At 65.0% G+C, this 17,943-nt stretch carries 17 protein-coding genes; 6 read left to right on the plus strand and 11 right to left on the minus strand.

The annotated features are described in order from the left end of the window. Positions 1-6 precede the first annotated feature (6 nt). The 3 genes from cdhC to AC1Z3W_RS13635 form a co-directional block, all read right to left on the minus strand. Complete coding sequence (gene cdhC, locus AC1Z3W_RS13625) at positions 7-936, minus strand: 3-dehydrocarnitine:acetyl-CoA trimethylamine transferase CdhC (RefSeq protein WP_057927507.1); 930 nt, start codon at positions 934-936, stop codon at positions 7-9. A 99-nt stretch (positions 937-1,035) separates the two neighbouring features. Continuing rightward, entirely contained in the window at positions 1,036-1,989 is a 954-nt protein-coding gene (locus tag AC1Z3W_RS13630) for a choline ABC transporter substrate-binding protein (RefSeq protein WP_057927508.1), read from the minus strand. 314 nt (positions 1,990-2,303) lie between these two features. After that, positions 2,304-3,275 (minus strand): LysR substrate-binding domain-containing protein, encoded by a 972-nt coding sequence (locus AC1Z3W_RS13635; RefSeq protein WP_057927509.1) that lies wholly within the window; start codon positions 3,273-3,275, stop codon positions 2,304-2,306. A 134-nt stretch (positions 3,276-3,409) separates the two neighbouring features. Between AC1Z3W_RS13635 and AC1Z3W_RS13640 the strand changes: the two genes are divergently transcribed. The 4 genes from AC1Z3W_RS13640 to AC1Z3W_RS13655 all read left to right on the plus strand — a co-directional run bounded on the left by AC1Z3W_RS13640 (position 3,410) and on the right by AC1Z3W_RS13655 (position 9,337). Further along, complete coding sequence (locus tag AC1Z3W_RS13640) at positions 3,410-5,710, plus strand: NADP-dependent malic enzyme (protein WP_124833891.1); 2,301 nt, start codon at positions 3,410-3,412, stop codon at positions 5,708-5,710. A 460-nt stretch (positions 5,711-6,170) separates the two neighbouring features. Next, on the plus strand, positions 6,171-7,175 hold the full coding sequence (locus AC1Z3W_RS13645; protein ID WP_057927510.1) for a LysR substrate-binding domain-containing protein: 1,005 nt from the start codon (positions 6,171-6,173) through the stop codon (positions 7,173-7,175). 159 nt (positions 7,176-7,334) lie between these two features. Beyond that, positions 7,335-8,402, plus strand: coding sequence for a proline racemase family protein (locus AC1Z3W_RS13650; protein WP_483507758.1), 1,068 nt, complete (start codon positions 7,335-7,337; stop codon positions 8,400-8,402). Between the two features lie 2 nt (positions 8,403-8,404). Continuing rightward, on the plus strand, positions 8,405-9,337 hold the full coding sequence (locus AC1Z3W_RS13655; RefSeq protein WP_483507759.1) for an ornithine cyclodeaminase family protein: 933 nt from the start codon (positions 8,405-8,407) through the stop codon (positions 9,335-9,337). A gap of 135 nt (positions 9,338-9,472) precedes the next feature. Here the strand turns inward: AC1Z3W_RS13655 and AC1Z3W_RS13660 are convergent, their stop codons facing one another. After that, entirely contained in the window at positions 9,473-10,600 is a 1,128-nt protein-coding gene (locus AC1Z3W_RS13660; protein ID WP_483507760.1) for an aminotransferase class V-fold PLP-dependent enzyme, read from the minus strand. Between the two features lie 164 nt (positions 10,601-10,764). After that, positions 10,765-11,682, minus strand: a complete 918-nt coding sequence (locus AC1Z3W_RS13665) for a LysR family transcriptional regulator (protein ID WP_483507761.1) — start codon at positions 11,680-11,682, stop codon at positions 10,765-10,767. A gap of 141 nt (positions 11,683-11,823) precedes the next feature. On the opposite strand from AC1Z3W_RS13665, the gene AC1Z3W_RS13670 reads away from it, so the two are divergent. After that, entirely contained in the window at positions 11,824-12,588 is a 765-nt protein-coding gene (locus AC1Z3W_RS13670; protein ID WP_057927514.1) for an SDR family NAD(P)-dependent oxidoreductase, read from the plus strand. Between the two features lie 106 nt (positions 12,589-12,694). Here AC1Z3W_RS13670 and AC1Z3W_RS13675 read toward each other — a convergent pair whose 3' ends face one another. From AC1Z3W_RS13675 to AC1Z3W_RS13700, 6 genes are all read right to left on the minus strand, one after another. Continuing rightward, a complete protein-coding gene (locus AC1Z3W_RS13675) occupies positions 12,695-13,156 on the minus strand; it encodes a c-type cytochrome (protein WP_057927515.1) in 462 nt (153 codons plus the stop codon). 77 nt (positions 13,157-13,233) lie between these two features. After that, the gene (locus AC1Z3W_RS13680; RefSeq protein ID WP_483507762.1) at positions 13,234-13,737 is read right to left on the minus strand and encodes a c-type cytochrome; all 504 of its coding nucleotides are present in this window, start codon (positions 13,735-13,737) and stop codon (positions 13,234-13,236) included. Further along, on the minus strand, positions 13,734-14,279 hold the full coding sequence (locus AC1Z3W_RS13685; protein ID WP_044847763.1) for a methylamine dehydrogenase light chain: 546 nt from the start codon (positions 14,277-14,279) through the stop codon (positions 13,734-13,736). The genes AC1Z3W_RS13680 and AC1Z3W_RS13685 overlap by 4 nt, the downstream gene beginning before the upstream one ends. A 39-nt stretch (positions 14,280-14,318) precedes the next feature. Continuing rightward, on the minus strand, positions 14,319-14,963 hold the full coding sequence (mauD, locus tag AC1Z3W_RS13690) for a methylamine dehydrogenase accessory protein MauD (RefSeq protein WP_483507763.1): 645 nt from the start codon (positions 14,961-14,963) through the stop codon (positions 14,319-14,321). After that, complete coding sequence (locus AC1Z3W_RS13695; protein ID WP_057927518.1) at positions 14,960-15,514, minus strand: MauE/DoxX family redox-associated membrane protein; 555 nt, start codon at positions 15,512-15,514, stop codon at positions 14,960-14,962. The genes mauD and AC1Z3W_RS13695 overlap by 4 nt, the downstream gene beginning before the upstream one ends. A 15-nt stretch (positions 15,515-15,529) precedes the next feature. After that, complete coding sequence (locus AC1Z3W_RS13700; RefSeq protein WP_483507764.1) at positions 15,530-16,687, minus strand: amine dehydrogenase large subunit; 1,158 nt, start codon at positions 16,685-16,687, stop codon at positions 15,530-15,532. Between the two features lie 241 nt (positions 16,688-16,928). Between AC1Z3W_RS13700 and AC1Z3W_RS13705 the strand changes: the two genes are divergently transcribed. Beyond that, positions 16,929-17,891 carry a helix-turn-helix domain-containing protein gene (locus tag AC1Z3W_RS13705; protein ID WP_057927520.1) on the plus strand — a complete coding sequence of 321 codons (963 nt, stop codon included), beginning with the start codon at positions 16,929-16,931 and terminating at the stop codon, positions 17,889-17,891. Positions 17,892-17,943: the final 52 nt, after the last annotated feature.

A 17,943-nucleotide genomic window follows, 5' to 3' on the forward strand; every position in this document is an offset into this window, starting at 1 on the left:
CGAGACTCACGCGAATTCGGCCACCGCGCGGCGCTCGAGCAGACGCTCGCCGCGCGCCGGCAGGCCGAGCTTGCGACGCCCTTCGGCCGGCGTCAGCACGCGGGCGCCGAGGCGTTCGATGATTTCCCGCGCACGCTCGACGAGCGTGCCGTTGGTCGCATGCACGCCGCGATCGAGCCAGATGTTGTCTTCGAGGCCGACCCGCACGTGGCCGCCGAGCAGCATTGCCTGCGCGACCATCGGCATCTGCATGCGGCCGATCCCGAAGCCGGCCCAGTGCGCGCCCGGCGGCAGGTTGTCGACCATCGCCTTCATCGTGCCGGTGTCGGCCGGCGCGCCCCACGGAATGCCGAGGCACAGCTGGAACAGCGGCGGATCGTCGAGCAGTCCTTCCTTCAGCAATTGCTTCGCGAACCACAGATGGCCCGTATCGAAGATTTCCAGCTCCGGCTTCACGCCGAGTTCCTGGATGCGCTTCGCGCCTGCACGCAACTGCGCGGGCGTCGACACGTAGATGTAGTCGCCGTCGCCGAAATTCAGCGTGCCGCAGTCGAGCGTGCAGATTTCCGGCAGCAGTTCCTCGACGTGCGCGAGACGCGTGAGGCCGCCGACGAGATCGGTGCCCTTGCCGAAGCGCATCGGGTCCTCGCCCGGGCCGATTTCCAGATCGCCACCCATGCCGGCCGTGAGGTTGATGATCACGTCGACGTCCGCCGAGCGGATCCGGTCGACCACTTCGCGGTACAGGTTCGGATCGCGGCTGCCGCGGCCCGTCTGCGGATCGCGGACATGGCAGTGCGCCACCGTCGCGCCGGCCTTCGCGGCTTCGATCGCGGCGGCCGCGATTTCCTTCGGCGTGACCGGGATCGCCGGATGCTTGCCGACCGTATCGCCCGCGCCGGTGACCGCGCAGGTGATGATGACTTCGTGGTTCATGCTGGTTACCCTCGCTTGATTCGGTTCGTTTCGCTGATTTCTGTCGTACTGCAGATGATTTTTCGCTGCGCGCCGCACGCAGGCGGCGCGCGCAGGCCGTTACAGGCCGAGATAGGCCTTCACGGCGGGCAGGCCGTCCTTGCCGTCGAACGTCTTGACACCGGCGAGCCACGCATCGAGCACCTGCGGATTCTTCTTCAGGTACGCCTTCGCGGCGTCGGCCGGCTTCGTCTTGTTCATTACCGACTGCATCAGCTGGTTCTCGAGCTGCGTCGTGAAGCGCAGGTTCTCGACGAGCTTGCCTGCGTTCGGGCAGCGCGCGATGAAGTCGGGCGCCGTCAGCGTGTACACGCGCGCTTCGCCGTAGTTCGGACCGAACGCCGCGTCGCCGCCGGACAGGTAGTTCATGCTGATCTGGATGTTCATCGGATGCGGCTCCCAGCCGAGGAACACGACCCACTTTTTCTCGCGGATCGCGCGCTCGACCGTGACGAGCATTCCCGCTTCGCTCGACTCGACCAGCTTGAAGCCGCCGAGGCCGTACTGGTTCGTATCGATCATCTTCTGGATCGTCGCGTTCGCGCTGCTGCCCGGCTCGATCCCGTAGATCTTGCCGTCGAGCTCGGCGCGGTGTTTCGCGATGTCCTCGAAAGTCTTCAGGCCGGCCTGATATTCGTAGCTCGGCACCGCGAGCGTCGCCTTCGCGCCCGACAGGTTCGGCGGTTCGACCACGTTGATCGACTTGCTGTCGAGGAACGGTTGAAGCTGCTTCTGCTGCACCGGCCACCAGTAGCCGAGCGACACGTCCAGCTGCTTGCTCTTCAGGCCGGCGAACGAGATCGGCACCGACGCGATCGTCGTCGTCGGTTTGTAGCCGAGCCCTTCGAACACCGTCGACGCGAGCGCGGTGGTGGACGTGATGTCGGTCCAGCCGATATCCGCGAAGCGCACGTTGCGGCAGGTCGCGGCATCCGTTTCGGCCTGCGCCGCGGTCGCGAATGCGCCGGTCGCCAGCACGGCCGCGACGAACGCGGCGATCTTTGTCGACTTCATGGTTTCTCCCGAGTGGACCGATATCCGACGGGTTCGCGGAGTGCGTCCCGGCCTGCATCGTGGGTGTAAAAGTAACGAGCCATATTGGTCGCAAGACGACCGGCGGCGACCTGTTCTTGACTGTTTGCGACTATGAGTGGAAACCACTATGCGTGAGCGGTGGCTTGTGTGGCGGGGGTTTGGGACGAATTTCGGCGGACAGGGGTTTGTCCGGATGCGGCGTCGGGCAAGCAGGCCGGACGGGCTTGGGCGGCGGCGCCCGAGCGCGCGCGATGCGGCTCCGCCCTGCCGGCCTCGACCGGCTCCCGGAAGCGCTACCGCGGCACCTCGACGTAGGTTTCCCTGCAAATCTCGCGCAGTGCCTGAACCAGCAGATCCCGCGTCGGCGCATGCGATTCGTCGGCGCGAGTAAACAGCGCGATGGGCGGCAGCGTCCATACCAGCGAGTAAGGCACGATCGCCACCCCGGCGATGCGCACCATTTCTTCCGCGATATCGGCCGGCACGATCGATACCGCGTCGTCGCTCGACGCGATCATCTCGCCGATCACCTTCGACGAGTAGCTTTCGACGATCGGCACCGGCGGCGCGATGCCCGCCGACAGGAACAGGTCGGCCACCTGCTCGCGCATCGGCGTATGGGGCGCGCCGAGAATCCAGTCCAGCGCGTGCAGCTTGTGCCAGTCGAGCTGCGTGCGGGCCAGTTTCGCGGCGAGGCGCCGGCTCGCGATCATCCGCGGCTGCTGCTGGTACAGCACTTCAAAGGAGACCTGCCCGAGATCAACCGCCGACGATGCGCGCCCGATCACGAGGTCGACGGTGTGATCCTTGAGCTGCAGCAGCAACTGGTCGCTGGTGCCTTCGTGGATCGTCACGGTCAAACGCCGCTCCATCCGGGACTGCAGGCGCTTGAGCGCCGCCGACAGCATCTGGCCCGAAATAAACGGAATCACGCCGATATGCAGATGCGCCGCATGGCCGGCCGCGACCGCCTCCATCTCGCGGGCGAGATGGTCGAGGTCCTTCAGCATCGCCTTGGCCCGCTCGAGCACGACCGAACCAAGCGCGGTCGGCCGCATCCCGCGCGACGAGCGCTCGAACAGCGGCGTGCCGAACATGCTTTCCAGCTCGGACAGCGCGTTCGTCACGGCGGGCTGGCTGCTGGCCATGTGCTCCGCGACGCGCGTCAGCGACCCGTGCTGCTGGATCTGCAGCAACAGCATCAGGTGCCGCATCTTCAGGCGCGCGCCAAGGCGCCTGACCACGTCGTTCGCGTCGAATGTCATCGTCTGACCACGCATCCATCATGAAAAAGTGATGGACCGATATTAAAACAGAATCATCTTCTTATGGCTGACCCCTAGAATCCTCCATGGATCGCGTCGGGACTGGCCTGACGCGCACGCCCGGACCCAACAACATGAAACAGACAGAGACCCAGCAGCAGGCCGCGTTCGACTATCACGAGTTTCCGACCCCGGGGAAGATCTCGGTCGTCGCCAGCAAGCCGCTCGTGACGCAGCGCGATCTGGCACTGGCCTACACGCCCGGCGTCGCCAGCGTGTGCGAGGCGATCGCCGCCGATCCGCTGCAGGCGCGCCGCTTCACGAGCCGCGGGAATCTGGTGGGCGTGATCACCAACGGCACCGCCGTGCTGGGTCTGGGCAACATCGGCGCGCTCGCATCGAAGCCGGTCATGGAAGGTAAGGCCGTGCTGTTCAAGAAGTTCGCGGGCATCGACGTGTTCGACATCGAGATCAACGAGACCGATCCGGACAAGCTCGTCGACATCATCGCCGGCCTCGAACCCACCTTCGGCGGGATCAACCTCGAGGACATCAAGGCGCCCGAGTGCTTCACGGTCGAGCGCAAGCTGCGCGAGCGCATGAAGATCCCCGTCTTCCACGACGACCAGCATGGCACCGCCATCACCGTCGCGGCCGCGTTCATCAACGGGCTGAAGGTGGTCGGGAAGTCGATTTCCGAGGTGAAGGTCGTAACGTCGGGCGCCGGTGCCGCGGCGCTGGCCTGCCTGGACCTGCTGGTCGACCTCGGGCTGCCGGTCGCGAACATCTGGGCGACGGACATCGAAGGTGTCGTCTATCGCGGCCGTACCACGCTGATGGATCCTGCCAAGGAGCGCTTCGCGCAGGAAACCGACGCGCGCACGCTGTCCGAAGTAATCGGCGGCGCCGATGTGTTCCTCGGGCTGTCGGTCGGCGGCATTCTGAAGCCGGACATGCTGAAGGCGATGGCCGCGCGTCCGCTGATTCTCGCGCTCGCCAATCCGACGCCGGAAATCTTCCCGGAACTGGCGCATGCGACGCGCGACGACGTCGTGATCGCGACGGGCCGCTCGGACTTCCCGAACCAGGTCAACAACGTCCTGTGCTTCCCGTATATTTTCCGCGGCGCACTGGATGTGGGCGCAACGACGATCACCCGCGAAATGGAAATTGCCGCGGTTCACGCGATCGCCGGCCTCGCGCAAGAAGAGCAGAACGACATCGTCGCGGCGGCCTATGGCGGCGACGAAGTGTCCTTCGGCCCGCAATACCTGATTCCGAAGCCGTTCGATCCGCGCCTGATCGTGCGTATTGCGCCGGCCGTGGCCAAGGCGGCGATCGAAGGCGGCGTGGCGACGCGCCCGCTCGAGGATCTCGACGCGTATGTCGAGCAGCTGCAGCAGTTCGTCTACCACTCGGGCGCGTTCATGAAACCGCTGTTCGCAACGGCGCGTCAGCTCGTGCGTGACGGCGGCAAGGCCCGCATCGTGTTCACCGAAGGCGAAGACGAGCGCGTGCTGCGCGCGGTGCAGGTCATCGTCGACGAGAAGCTCGCGCGTCCGATCCTGGTCGGCCGCCCGGAGGTGCTGCTGGCGCGTATCGAGCGCTTCGGCCTGCGCCTGCGTCTCGGTCAGGATGTCGAAGTGACGAACCCGGAATATGACGAACGCTTCCCGCAGTACTGGACGACGTATTGGGAACTGCGCTGCCGCGACGGCATCTCGAAGGAAATGGCGCGCGTCGAGATGCGACGTCGCCTGACGCTGATCGGCGCGATGATGGTGCGGCTCGGCGATGCGGACGGGATGATCTGCGGAACGGTCGGCGAGTTTCACAATCACCTGCGGTTCGTGGATGAAGTGATCGGCAAGAAGCCCGATGCGTCGACCTACGCGGCGATGAATATCCTGCTGCTCAACCAGCGGACGGTCGCGCTGGTGGATACGCACGTCAACGACAACCCCGATGCGGAGCAGATCGCGGAATTCACGATCGCTGCGGCGCGGCAGATGGAGTGGCTGAATCTCACGCCGAAGGCTGCGCTGCTGTCGCGGTCGAATTTCGGGTCGGGGAGCGCGGCTTCGGGCGTGAAGATGCGCCGGGCGCTGGAGATCATTCGCGCGCAGGCGCCGGATATCGAGGCGGATGGCGAAATGCACGGCGACTGCGCGCTCGATGAAGCGCTGCGGTCGCGGCTGCTGCCGATGTCGCCGCTGAAGGGCGCGGCGAACCTGCTCGTGTGTCCGAACGTCGATGCGGGGAATATCGCCTATAACCTGCTCAAGACCGAAGCCGGCAGCAACGTTGCCGTGGGGCCGTTCCTGCTGGGCGTCAATGGGCCGGTGAACATTCTCACTTCGAGCGCGACGGTGCGGCGGATCGTGAACATGACGGCATTGACGGTGATTGAAGCCAACCGCAATGCAGCGGCGTGATCGATTCCAGATAGCGCGATGGCGACTTGGTCGCGAAGCGCCAGGTCGCTGAATCCGGGAACGTGCCCAGTCGCTGCAGGCGATCGCCCGGTCGTCCGCCCGAGTCTTTCGGGCGGACGATAGCGGCGCTTCGTCCGCGCGCCGCGTCGCTGCAGTACCGGCGGACACATGCGCATGGAAGCCGCAAAATAGGCGGGCATCAACATGCGATCGGTCCGTTCCCCGGATTGCATACAAGTACGGTTTCACGGACAGTTCGCATCCGATACATGGGTTCAAACGCGAATACCACGTCACGCCGTTCAAGCCCGGAAGGCTTCGATCCAACTTTGGCGTGCATCAGGGCCGACTCATCGGCGCCCGCCACGCGCCTCTCCTGTCGCGCTCCCGTCTCCTTATAATCTAACGCGAGTCCGTGCTCCGGACCGTGTCCCATCCCCTAACGTCTGTAGAAATCGCCATGACGCCTCGGTTTGAAATGAGCGAAACATTGGTCGGCGCGCTGTCTCTGCGCGCCATCAAATCATTTCTTGCGGCCGCGAAATTCAACAGCTTCACCGGGGCAGCCAATGCATTGAGCGTGACGCCCGCAGCAGTGAGCAAGCAGGTGCGGGAACTGGAGGACTACCTGGGTACGGAGCTTTTCGTGCGTTCGGGCAGGGCCGTTACCCTGACTGCCGACGGCGAGATGTTCAAGGACGCAGCCCAGCTGTCATTGATCAATATCCATCAGGCCGCCGAGCGCCTGCGGAAGAAGATTCCTGCCAGGCAGACGCTCATCGTCTGCTGCTCGCCTGCGTTTTCCGCACTCTGGCTGCACAAACGGCTGCCCGAATTCATTCAGGACAATCCGGATATCGAGCTCACGGTTCTGGCCACGCAAAATTTCATCTCGATGGAAGCAGGCGTGCAACCGGACGTCTACATCGCCAAGCTGGCCAGCATGCGCGATGGATACGACAGCGAGCACCTGTTCGACGACGAGGTCTATCCAGTCTGCACACCGCAGTATCTGCGCAATCATGGCCCGATCGAGACGCCGGAAAGGCTGCTGGACATGTCGTTGCTGGATATCAGCGCCTATGGCCGTTCGCAGATTTCCGAGCATATCGACTGGAAAGTGTGGCTGGCACTGCATGACGTCGACACCAGCTGGCGCGCCGATATTCCGCGTCAGCTCTTCACCAGCAACGACTACCCGGGCATCGTGCAGCTGGCCCTGGCTCACCAGGGTGTCGTCCTGGGCTGGCATCACCTCGTAGGCGACCTGATGCAAAGCGGCCACTTCGTGCGCCCGCTGCCGCACAAGACGGTAATGAAGAATCGCGGCCACTACCTGTCGATCCGGAAAGACAAGGCGGACGCCGCCGTGTGCAGGAAGTTCTGCCAGTGGATCAGGCAGCAACTCGCGCTGCATCCGGCTACAGATCAGGCCAGTTCCGCCCCCGTAACACCGGAACGCTGAGCGCCCGCACCGAACCGCCCTGCCCGGCAAAGATGGCGGCATCTTCAACCAAAAGTTGAAGGAACGCCGGAGGAAATGTCGTTTAAGTTATCCGCGAAACGGGCATAAATTTCCCTTCACGCCGCACTCGGTCGGCGGCGACGAAGAGGAAACCGGCACATGGGATTCAAGAGAACGATTCACGCGGTGGAGACGCATTCGGGGATTCCGATGCGCGTGGTCACCGGCGGCATTCCGCACATTCCCGGCGACACCGTCCACGCCAGGATGAAATGGCTGGAGGCCAATGACGACGGCTTGAGAAAGCTGCTGCTGCGCGAACCGCGCGGCTACCCGGCGCACTGCTGCAACATCATCGTGCCGCCATGTCATCCGGATGCGGACGCGGGCTACATCATCCTGGAGCAGGTCGAGTACCCGATGATGTCGGGCGGCAACACCATTTCCGTGGCTACCGTGCTGCTGGAAATGGGCATGCTGCCCATGCGGGAGCCCGTGACGGAACTGACGCTGGAAGCGCCGGCCGGGCTGATCCGCATCACCGCGGAGTGCCAGGACGGCAAGGTCAAGCGCGTGAAGTTCAGGAACGTACCGGCCTTTGCTGCGCACCTGGATGCCGTCATCGACGTGCCGCATCTGGGCAAGGTGCGGGTGGATGTGGGCTGGGGCGGCATGTTCTACGCGATTGCCGACGTGCGCCAGTTTCCGGGGCTCGAGCTCAAGCCCGAACACGGGAAGGAGATCACGCGGGTTTCCGCGCTGATCCGGCAGGCTGCCATCGAGCAACTGCCGGTTGCGCACCCGGACTATCCGGGCGTGGGCATCACCATCTCCCAACTGTCCGGCCCGGCAGACGACCCCAGGGCAGACTGGAAGAACGTGGTCACCATGCCGACCGGGCCGCTCTCCTGGGATGACCCGTCAACCTGGACCGGCGCGATCGACCGCTGCCCCTGCGGCACCGGCACCTGTGCAAAGATGGCCGTGCTGCACGCCAAGGACGAATTGCCGCTGCACCAGGATTTCCGGCACCAGGGCATCCTGGGCACCGTCTTCACCGGCCGCCTGGAGGAGGAAGCCCGCATCGGCGACAAGGCTGCGGTGGTTCCTACCCTCGCCGGCACCAGCTGGATCCATGGGATCAACACCATCGTGCTCGATCACGACGACCCATTCCCCGAGGGTTACACCCTGGGTGATATCTGGCCGCAACAGCAGGAGCGTTGACCGTGCAGACCATTTCGGCGGAGCAGATCAGGTCGGTACTGGATTGGGACGGGGTTCTCGACGCGCTGCACAACGGGCATTCCGGTTCCCGGCCCATCGGCGACAGTTATTTCATCGGAGATGCCGGCTTTGGCTTGTTCAGCCGCGGCGTCATTCTGCCGGGAAAGGGCGCGGGGTTCAAAATTGCGTCGATCTTTCCCGCCAATAGCCGGGCCAGCCCGCCCTTGCCGACGGAGCAGGCCGCGTTTCTGGTTCTCGACGAGCAAACCAAAGGAATCGTCGCCATGCTCGACGGCCCGGAAATCACGCGATGGAAGACAGCGGCCGATTCCGCGCTGGCGGCAAGGAAACTGAGTCGCGAGAACAGCGAGGTACTGCTCGTCCTGGGTGCCGGGCCGGTCGCAAGGTCATTGACGGAGGCCTATCTCCACATCCGTCCGTCCATCCGCCAAGTGTTGTTGTGGAATCGCACGCCGTCCAGGCTGGACGCCGCGCGCTCGGACCTCGAGGCAAGAAACATCCAGGTATTCATCGTCGACGACCTGGATGCTGCCGTGGCCCGCGCAGATATCGTTACCGCAGCCACCAGCACGTCCACACCGATGATTCGACGCGAGTTCGTGCGTCCCGGCACCCATGTCGATCTGGTAGGCGGATACCGGTCGGATATGCAGGAGGCTGATTGCGACGTGCTGAGAGGGGCGCGCATCTTCGTGGATGACCGCGAGAACGCCGCGCAATCAGGCGACATCCAGATTCCGATGCAGGCGCAGGTCATACAGGCAGACCAGATCGAAGGAGACCTGTTCGATCTGTACCGGATGTCGGCGTTTCATCGTTCGACCGAGGACCGGACGGTTTATAAAAATGCCGGAGGTGCGTACCTGGACCTCATCGTCAGCCAGTACGTTGTCGAGCGCCTGCAATCGCGCTAGAGGCTTTGCCGAAAAAAACGCCGACCGACGTGCCCGGCACGCGGTCGGCGGTTCCGGCGGCGCATTCGATCGTCTCGAAGGAGTCGATCTCACCTCGTCATGCGCCGCCATGCAATGCTGCACCGAATCAATGCTCTACAGAACCCGTTCCAACGCGCTCGCAAACCGCCCAACCGCGGCATCGACGTCATGCAGCTTGTCGAGACCGAACAAGCCGATGCGGAAGGTCTTGAAATCCGCCGGCTCGTCGCATTGCAGCGGCACGCCGGCCGCGATCTGCATGCCGACGTCGGCGAATTTCTTGCCGGAGCGGATGTCGTCATCGTCCGTGTAGCTCACGACTACACCCGGCGCCTCAAAGCCTTGTGCCGCCACGCTCCTGAACCCCTTCTCGGCCAGCAACGCACGAATTCGCGTGCCGAGTTCGAGCTGCTCCGCCCTCACCTTGTCGAAGCCGTACGCTTCCGTTTCCTTGATGACGTCGCGCAGCGTCGCGAGACTGTCCGTGGGCATCGTCGCGTGGTAAGCGAAGCCGCCGTTCTCGTAGGCCTCCATGATCTGCAGCCACTTGCGCAGATCGCAGGCAAAACTGGTGCTGGTCGTCGCATCGATGCGCTCGCGCGCGAGCGGGCTGAGCATCACCAGCGCACAACCCGGCGATGCACTCCAGCCCTTTTGCGGCGCGCTGATCAGCACATCGACACCGCTCTTCTCCATGTCGACCCAGATCGTGCCGGACGCGATGCAATCCAGCACGAACATCCCGCCGACCGCATGCACGGCGTCGGCCACCGCGCGCAGATACGCATCGGGCAGCATCGTCCCGGATGCGGTTTCGACGTGAGGGGCAAAGACCAGATCCGGCTTGTGCGCCTGAATCGCAGCGACGACTTCCTCGATCGGCGCCGGTGCAAACGCCGCCTGCCTTCCCGATTCGACCGGACGCGCCTTCAATACGATCGACTCGGACGGAATGCTGCCCATGTCGAAAATCTGCGACCAGCGGAAGCTGAACCAGCCGTTGCGGATGACCACGCACTTCTTGTTCGTCGCGAACTGCCGGGCCACGGCTTCCATGCCGAACGTCCCGCTGCCCGGGACGATCGCAACCGCCTTCGCGTTGTAGACCCTTTTCAGCGCTGCGGAAATGTCGCGCATGACGCCCTGAAAGCGCTGCGACATGTGATTGATCGACCGGTCGGTGTACACCACCGAATATTCGAGGAGCCCGTCGCGGTCGACATCGGGAAGTAATCCTGGCACGTTCGCCTCCGGTAAAGGACATGGGACAAGAGCGAGCGGTATTCGCGAATCGATACCGCTGCGCCCATGCAGATCTGCGTTTTGCTCAGATGACGAACGATTCTAACGAAAGCCAACTGCGGCCGGGGATTTTGGTGTGCCGCCCGGCATACCGCGGCAATCGATTACTTCGGCCATCGCCAGGCCGGATCGGCCAGGTGTTCGGCGAAGTAGTCGGACAGCGCGGCAACCTTCGCCGGACGTGCACGTGCAGACGGCGTGACGAAGTACAGGCCGCCCTTCGTCAGCGACCAGTCGGTCAGGATGGCTTCGAGGCGGCCATCGGCCAGATATTCACCGGCGATGAACTCGGGCAGTTCGGCGATCGCCAGACCATCGAACAGCGCAGGCAGCAGCGCGTCGGCGTTCGTCACGCGCAGCGGACCGTTCGGCGTGATCGGCTCCTCGTCACCCGCATCGTTCGTGAAGCGCCATACGTCGCTATGCGCACGATACGCGTATGAGAGACACGGCCGTTCCTCCAGTTCGCGCGGATGCGCCGGCCGTCCTTCGCGCTCCAGATACGCCGGCGACGCCACCACGTACTGCGTCACCGCGCACAACCGCCGGGCCACCAGGGATGAATCCGGCAGCGCGGCGATCCGCAATGCAGCATCGAAACCGTCGGCGATCAGGTCGACCGACGCATCCGACAGATGCAGGTCGATCGACACGTCCGGATAGGCACGAAAGAAGCCCGGCAACAGTGGCGCGACCCAGCGCAACCCGAATGACATCGGCACGGCGAGGCGCACCAGCCCACGCGGCTGCACGGCCATTTCACGCGCGGCGCTTTCCGCCTCTTCGGCATGGCGGTAGACCTCGCCCGCCTTCTCGCAGATCGTCCTGCCGAACTCGGTGAGCGCCAGTTGACGGGAGGTGCGGTTGAAAAGCCGTCCGCCCAGGCGATCCTCCAGGCGGGCGACGCCGCGCGAAACCGTCGCCACGGATACCCCCATCGAGCGTGCCGCAGCCGCGAACGATCCCTCCTCGGCAACCTTCGCGAACATCGCGAGCCCTTCGAAGTCAGGCAGCTTGGCCATATCCCCTCATCTTTTCATTTATGCAACGTTAGCTTGCAATCAATTCTATTTCGAAAAGATGGGTGCGTCGATATTCTCCTCACATCGCAGCACGCAACACCGAACGCAGTCATCCACGTATCGAACGAAAGGAGAAACACCATGGCACGCAAGCTCGACAACAAGATCGCACTGGTTACCGGCGCCACCAGCGGCATCGGCCTCGCCACCGCGCAGCGCTTCGCCGCCGAAGGCGCGCACGTGTACGTCACCGGCCGTCGTCAGGCCGAACTCGATGCCGCGGTCAACGCGATCCGCGAAGACGGCGGCAGCGCGACGGGCGTACGCGTCGACTCCACGAAGCTCGACGAACTCGACGCACTGTATGCGCAAATCAACGAAGAACACGGGCGCCTCGACGTGCTGTTCGCGAATGCCGGCGGCGGTTCGATGCTGCCGTTCGGCAGCATCACGGAGGAACACTTCGATGACACCTTCAATCGCAACGTGAAGGGTGTGCTGTTCACGGTGCAAAAGGCGCTGCCGCTGCTCGCCGACGGCGCATCGGTGATCCTCACCGGCTCGACGGCCGGCAGCGCGGGCACCGCTGCATTCAGCGTGTATTCGGCGTCGAAGGCCGCGGTGCGCGCGTTTGCCCGCAACTGGATTCTCGATCTGAAGGAACGCCGCATCCGCGTGAACACGATCAGCCCGGGCGCGACCCGCACGCCGGGGCTGCTCGACCTCGCCGGTCAGGACGCCGCCCAGCGGCAAGGTCTCGCCGATTACCTGGCCGCGCAGATTCCGATGGGGCGCCTGGGCGAGCCCGACGAGATTGCGGGTGCGGCACTGTTCCTCGCGTCGGACGACGCGAGCTTCGTGAACGGCATCGAGCTGTTCGTCGACGGCGGCCAGCAGCAGATCTGAACGTAGCGTCGGGGCGCGCCGCTCCGGCACGATCGCAATCCCTCTGCCTGCCGCGACGAGATTCAACATCGACGTCTTCGGTCGCCGCGACCCGCGGCGGCCGGCATCAGTACCGATCCGACACCCCCTCGATCCCGCGCTCATGCAACGCGCGGACCAGCCCGGCACGCACCGTCGCGACATCGGAAAACGCCGGCCGGCGATGCGCGGCGACTTCGGCAGCCGTATAAGGCTTGAAATCCCGCGGCAGCGCATCGCGGTTCATCGTCGCGAGGACCCAATTGAGCACGTCGGCGAGATCCTTGTCCGACAGCGCGGAGTTCGACGCGCCGGGCACGCGCATCACGTACTCGCGCCCCGCCGGCAGATGCGTGAAATAGCCGAGCGAATTCGCGAGCGGCGGCACCTTGCCCGGAATGCCACCGCCCGTCGCCGTGTGGCAGCCCATGCAGTTGAGCACCCAGTGCTGCCGCGCGAGCGCGGCGTCGCTCACGCCGTCGGCATGTGCGGGAACGGCCATCGCACACGCGGCGGCAGCGACCAGCCACGCGGACAGACGGCGCGACATGAACCCTTCGATCCGCGCCGCCACCGCACGCCGGCCCTCACGCACACCCCGGCCACGGCGCCACATCCACACGGCAGTCACAGCCCCAGCCCCTTCGTCACGACCGCACGTTGCGCGTGAACGGCCGTGCCGTCCATCTCCTTCGCACGCGCCGCGCGAATGTCGGCCGCCGTGAATGGCTTCGCGTCGCCGTGCTTGTCGTTGAGATCGAACACGACGTAGTTCAGCACGTTCGCGATATCGTCGTCGCTCGCACTCGCGAACGACGGCATCTTGAAGTTGTAGTGCTTGTCGTGCACCTCGATCTCGCCGAACATCCCGTGCAACAGCGTCGCGACGAGCTGCGCGCGGCCCGCGTCGGCCGTCGCGTACCTGCCCGGATACTCGGTCAGCGGCGGCGCGAGGCCGTCCTGCCCCTTGCCGCCCGCCTGGTGGCACACCGCGCACTGCGCGTCGAACATGCTCTTGCCCGCGGGGTAATGGACGGCCTGCTGAGCACCGGCGACACCCGGCAACGCGAGGCATGCACCTGCAACGGCCACGCACGCGACGACGATCTTTCCAGCTTGCTTCACTTTCATTGCTTGGCCGCTCCCAACAAGACCGAAACCGAACAGTGGTAATTCGAATTGCCGTTCGCCATGCACCAGTTGATGTCGTTGTTCAGCGACAGCTTGTACAGCGGCTTCTCGCGCTCGTTGCGGTTGCAGAAGCACTTGCCGCACGACGTCTTGCCGCAGCAGTCGTTGTACGACACGATGTAGTCCGAACCGTCGTGCGGGTTGCGGCAGGTGCCGATCCACGTGATCGGCGACGGTGTCGTGCCCGGCGGGCAGCTGCTCGACGTGCCGCCGCAGCAGCTGCACAGCCAGCCGTCGATCGCGCAGTATTTCCAGTAATCGCAGCTCATCGGATCGTCGCTCGCACCCGACGCGGCGGCGCCGGAAGCCGCCGATGCGCCCGACGCCGCATCGGCCGCATACGCGGTGCGGTCGACCGGCAGCAGCGGCAGCATCGCCGAGCCCACCAGCACCTTGCCGAGCTTCGCCATCGCGCTGCGCCGCGAGCTATGCTGCGCGACGCCGCGCGCCGACCGCTCGAACCATGAATCAAACAGGCCCATGTCGTTGTTCTCCGTTGACGTTGAAAGAGGGGCGGCCGATCACGCGTGCTGCGCGTGCTGCGCGTGATGTTCGTGATCGCCGTGGTCGTGATCGCCGTGCACGAACTGCTGCAGCGATGCAACGCCACGCTCCTTCGCTTCGAACAGGCTCTCGAGATGCTCGCGCGTGTTGACGAGCCCCTTCGCACGCACGGTGCCGGTGTCGTCGAGCAGCACCGCGTACGGCAGCTTGCCGATCTGGTACGCGAGGCCGAGCTCCTGCGACAGCACGTACGGGAAACGCGCGAGGTCGTGCTTCCGCGCGAAGCGCGTGTGTTCGTCGAGATCGCCATCGCTCGCGAGCACGATGTTCACCGGCGTCGATTCGCTCGCCTGCAGCGACGGCAACAGCGGCAGCAGCTTCTTGCAGACCGGGCACGTCGGCGACAGGAAGAACAGCAGCGTCGCCTTGCCCGACGCATCGATGCCGCCGACCTTGACCTGCGAGCCGCGAATGTCGGTCAGCTCGAACGTCGGTGCGATCGCGCCGACTGCCGGCCCCTTGTCGATCATCAAGGCGCCGGCCGGCATGATGCGCTCGTACAGGATGCCGATCTGGCGCACGAGCGCGAGGCAGATCGCGCCGAGCGCGAGAACGGCGACCCACAGCAAGGCGGTGGAAACGGTGAGAGCGGTTTGCATCATGAATTCCTCAGGTGGGAAAGGCGCGGTACGTTGGCGAGCAGCACGTCGACGGTGAGCAGCGCGCAGACGATCAGCAGAACGGAAGAAAGCAGCGTCAGGTAGTCGAACCACACGACTGCGCGGCCGCCCGGCTCGACGAGCGCGGTCGCGACCAGCACGGCGAGCAGCAGCACGCGCGCGACATGCAGCCAGCCGATGCCGCGCGGCGCATCCGCGCGCGCGGCAGCAAAGCCGGAACAGCCGCAGTCGATGTCGGTGTGGCCGCGCAGGATGTTGATCGTCATGCCGGCTGCGAAGACGAGCAGCAACGCGATCAGGCCGAGCGCGCCGGTCATGCGCGTATCGGGAAACAGCAGCGCCGCGGCGCACACGACTTCCGCGAGCGGAATCGCGAACGCGGCTGGCGCGGCGAGCGCATCGGGCAGCAGGCGATAGCCGGCAAGCGCTTGCCGGAACGCCGCGGGCCGGCGCAGCTTCGCGAAGGCGCCGAGCAGCACGACGACGGCCGCGCCTGCCTGCGCGCTGGTAGCGAGTACGGGATCGAGCGTCATCGCGGCCTCACGGGTTCACGGGTTCACGAGCAGCGACGGCGTACTGCCGATCTGCTTCTCGACGTGCTGCAGCTTGCCGGTGCGCGCGTCCATCACGACGAGATCGGATGTGCTCGTCAGTCCGTAGAACAGCGGCTTGTCATCCTCGCTGACCTGGATCGACACGAGCGGATCGACCTTCTGCGGCGCGAGATCCCAGCGCGCGATGCGCTGCTTCGTCTTCAGGTCGTAGACCCACACCTGCGTGCCGGGATCCTTGTGCGTACCGTCGCCGCCCTTGTGCATCAGCACGTAGTAGCGGTGCTGCTTCGCCTGCACGGCCGTCTGCTGCATGCCGCCCGGGCGCCAGCCTTCGGTGCGCTCGGCGCCGGTCAGCAACGACCACGGCTTGCCGAACACCGGCTTGTCGCCGTTGAAATCGGCGCTGCGCACATTGCCGTGATACGTCGTGAACAGATAGCCGCCGTTGTAGCGTGACGCATTGATGAAGGCAGGATCATTGTCGACGTCGATGAACGCGTCGGACATCGTGCGCTTCACCTCCTTGCCGTTCGCGTCGAGCGTGACGGTGAGCGCCTTGCCGCTTTCGCACAGCGCGGTGAATCGGTCGTTCCCCGACGGATACGCGAGCACGCATGCCGCAGTGTCGATCTCCGACAGCACCTTCTTCGACACGGCGTCGATCACCGTCACCGACGCGGCCGGCGTGATGTTCGCGACGTACAACCGCTTGCCGTCCGCGCTGAACGCGGTGTTGTACGGCGACGGCACGTGCTGCCCGTGCTTCGCCGGAATCACGATTTCGCCGGTGTGGTCGAGCGTCGTGTTGTCGGCCATCTCGACGACGTCGGTACGCGTGCCGTGCGAGCCGCGCGAGAAATAGGTCGTCGCGATGAAGCTCGCCTTGTGGTCGGGCGAGATCGCGAGACCGGGCGCGAAGCCGCCGTCGATCTGGCCGAGCAGCTTCTTCGCGTCGGCGTCGTACACGTAGATGCGCCCATCGGTCATCGTCGGCATCGCGATATCGACGACGTACACCTCGTGCGGATGCCACGCCGGCATCTTCTGCACGACCAGTTCCTCGGGCTTTTCCGTCGCGTCTGCGTTGCCGGCCCACGCCGCCGCAAACGCCAGCGTCGCCGCGAAAGCCGCGGTGCGTCGCCTTGTCCTCATGTCGCCTCCAGTTGGGATTCACGTTATGTGGGGCGACTGTAGTTCGACAATAAATCCGTTCAGCACCAGGACCGGCAACGCGTGCGTGCCGATTCGGGATATTGGAAAACCGCCTGAAAGGCATCCGCCACGGCCCCCTTCCGACCCCTCAAAAACCCCCGGTGCAATAGCGCTCATCCGTATTGCGCCGACCGTGCGGTCGGTTTATTCTTGCGCCGTCCGAACGACCGCCGGAGGCGCCGTGCTCGTGTTTCACCAGATGTTCGACGACGCAGACCGGCATGCCGAGGCGCTGCGCGGCTGGGATCAGCGTTACGACCAGATCGGCTCCGGCTCGTATCGCAGCACGGTCAAGCATGCGGTGCTCGACGGCGTGCAGCTGTTCCAGGAAGCGGCGAACGTGCGCATCATCCAGCGCGGACGCCTGCCGCCCGGCCATACGGTGTTCGGAATGCCGCTCACCGGCTCGGGCACCTTCGCATTCGGCGATGCGCGCATCGAGCGCGGCACGATCGTGATGGCTCGCGGCGGCTCGCCTTTCGAACTCCATTCGCCCGACGACATGTCGCTGATCGGCGTGGTCGTCGATCCCGAATTGAAGCAGCAGATCGAGGATGCCGCCGACGTCCGGCTCGACGAGCGCGCGCTGCGGCGCGGCGTCGTCGATGTACCGATCGCCGCGCGCGAACGCGCGAGCGTCCAGCTCGCCACGCTGCTCGAACGCGTGCTGTACGCCCCGGATACGTTCGACGCACCGCGTGCGCAGACCGAATTGCGCGGCGAAGTCGGCAACGTGCTCGTCGATCTCCTCACGTACCGGATGCCCGAGCCGTCGAACCGGCTCACGCATGCATGCCACGCCGACATCGTGCGCCGCGTGCACGACTACGTGATCGCGCACCCGGAAGCGCCCGTCGACATCCTGAGCCTGTGCACGCAGCTGCGCGTGAGCCGGCGCACGATGCAGAACAGCTTCCAGTCGGTCGTGCAGACCGGTCCGCTGAACTACACACGCTCGCTGCGCCTCGCGCAGGTGCGGCGCCTGCTGCTCGACACACGGCAGTCCGACCTGCCGATCAGCGAAGCGGCCGCGCGCTGGGGCTTCATCCACCTCGGGCATTTCGCGAACGCATACAAGGCCCAGTTCGGCGAACTACCTTCGACGACGACGCGCCGGACGGTGCACCGCGCAAAAACGCGCTGACCGCCCGCAAAACCCGCGATAATCCCGGGTTGAACGTTCGGCGCCCGCGAGC

This window comes from Burkholderia sp. 10_S31 (assembly GCF_056930375.1).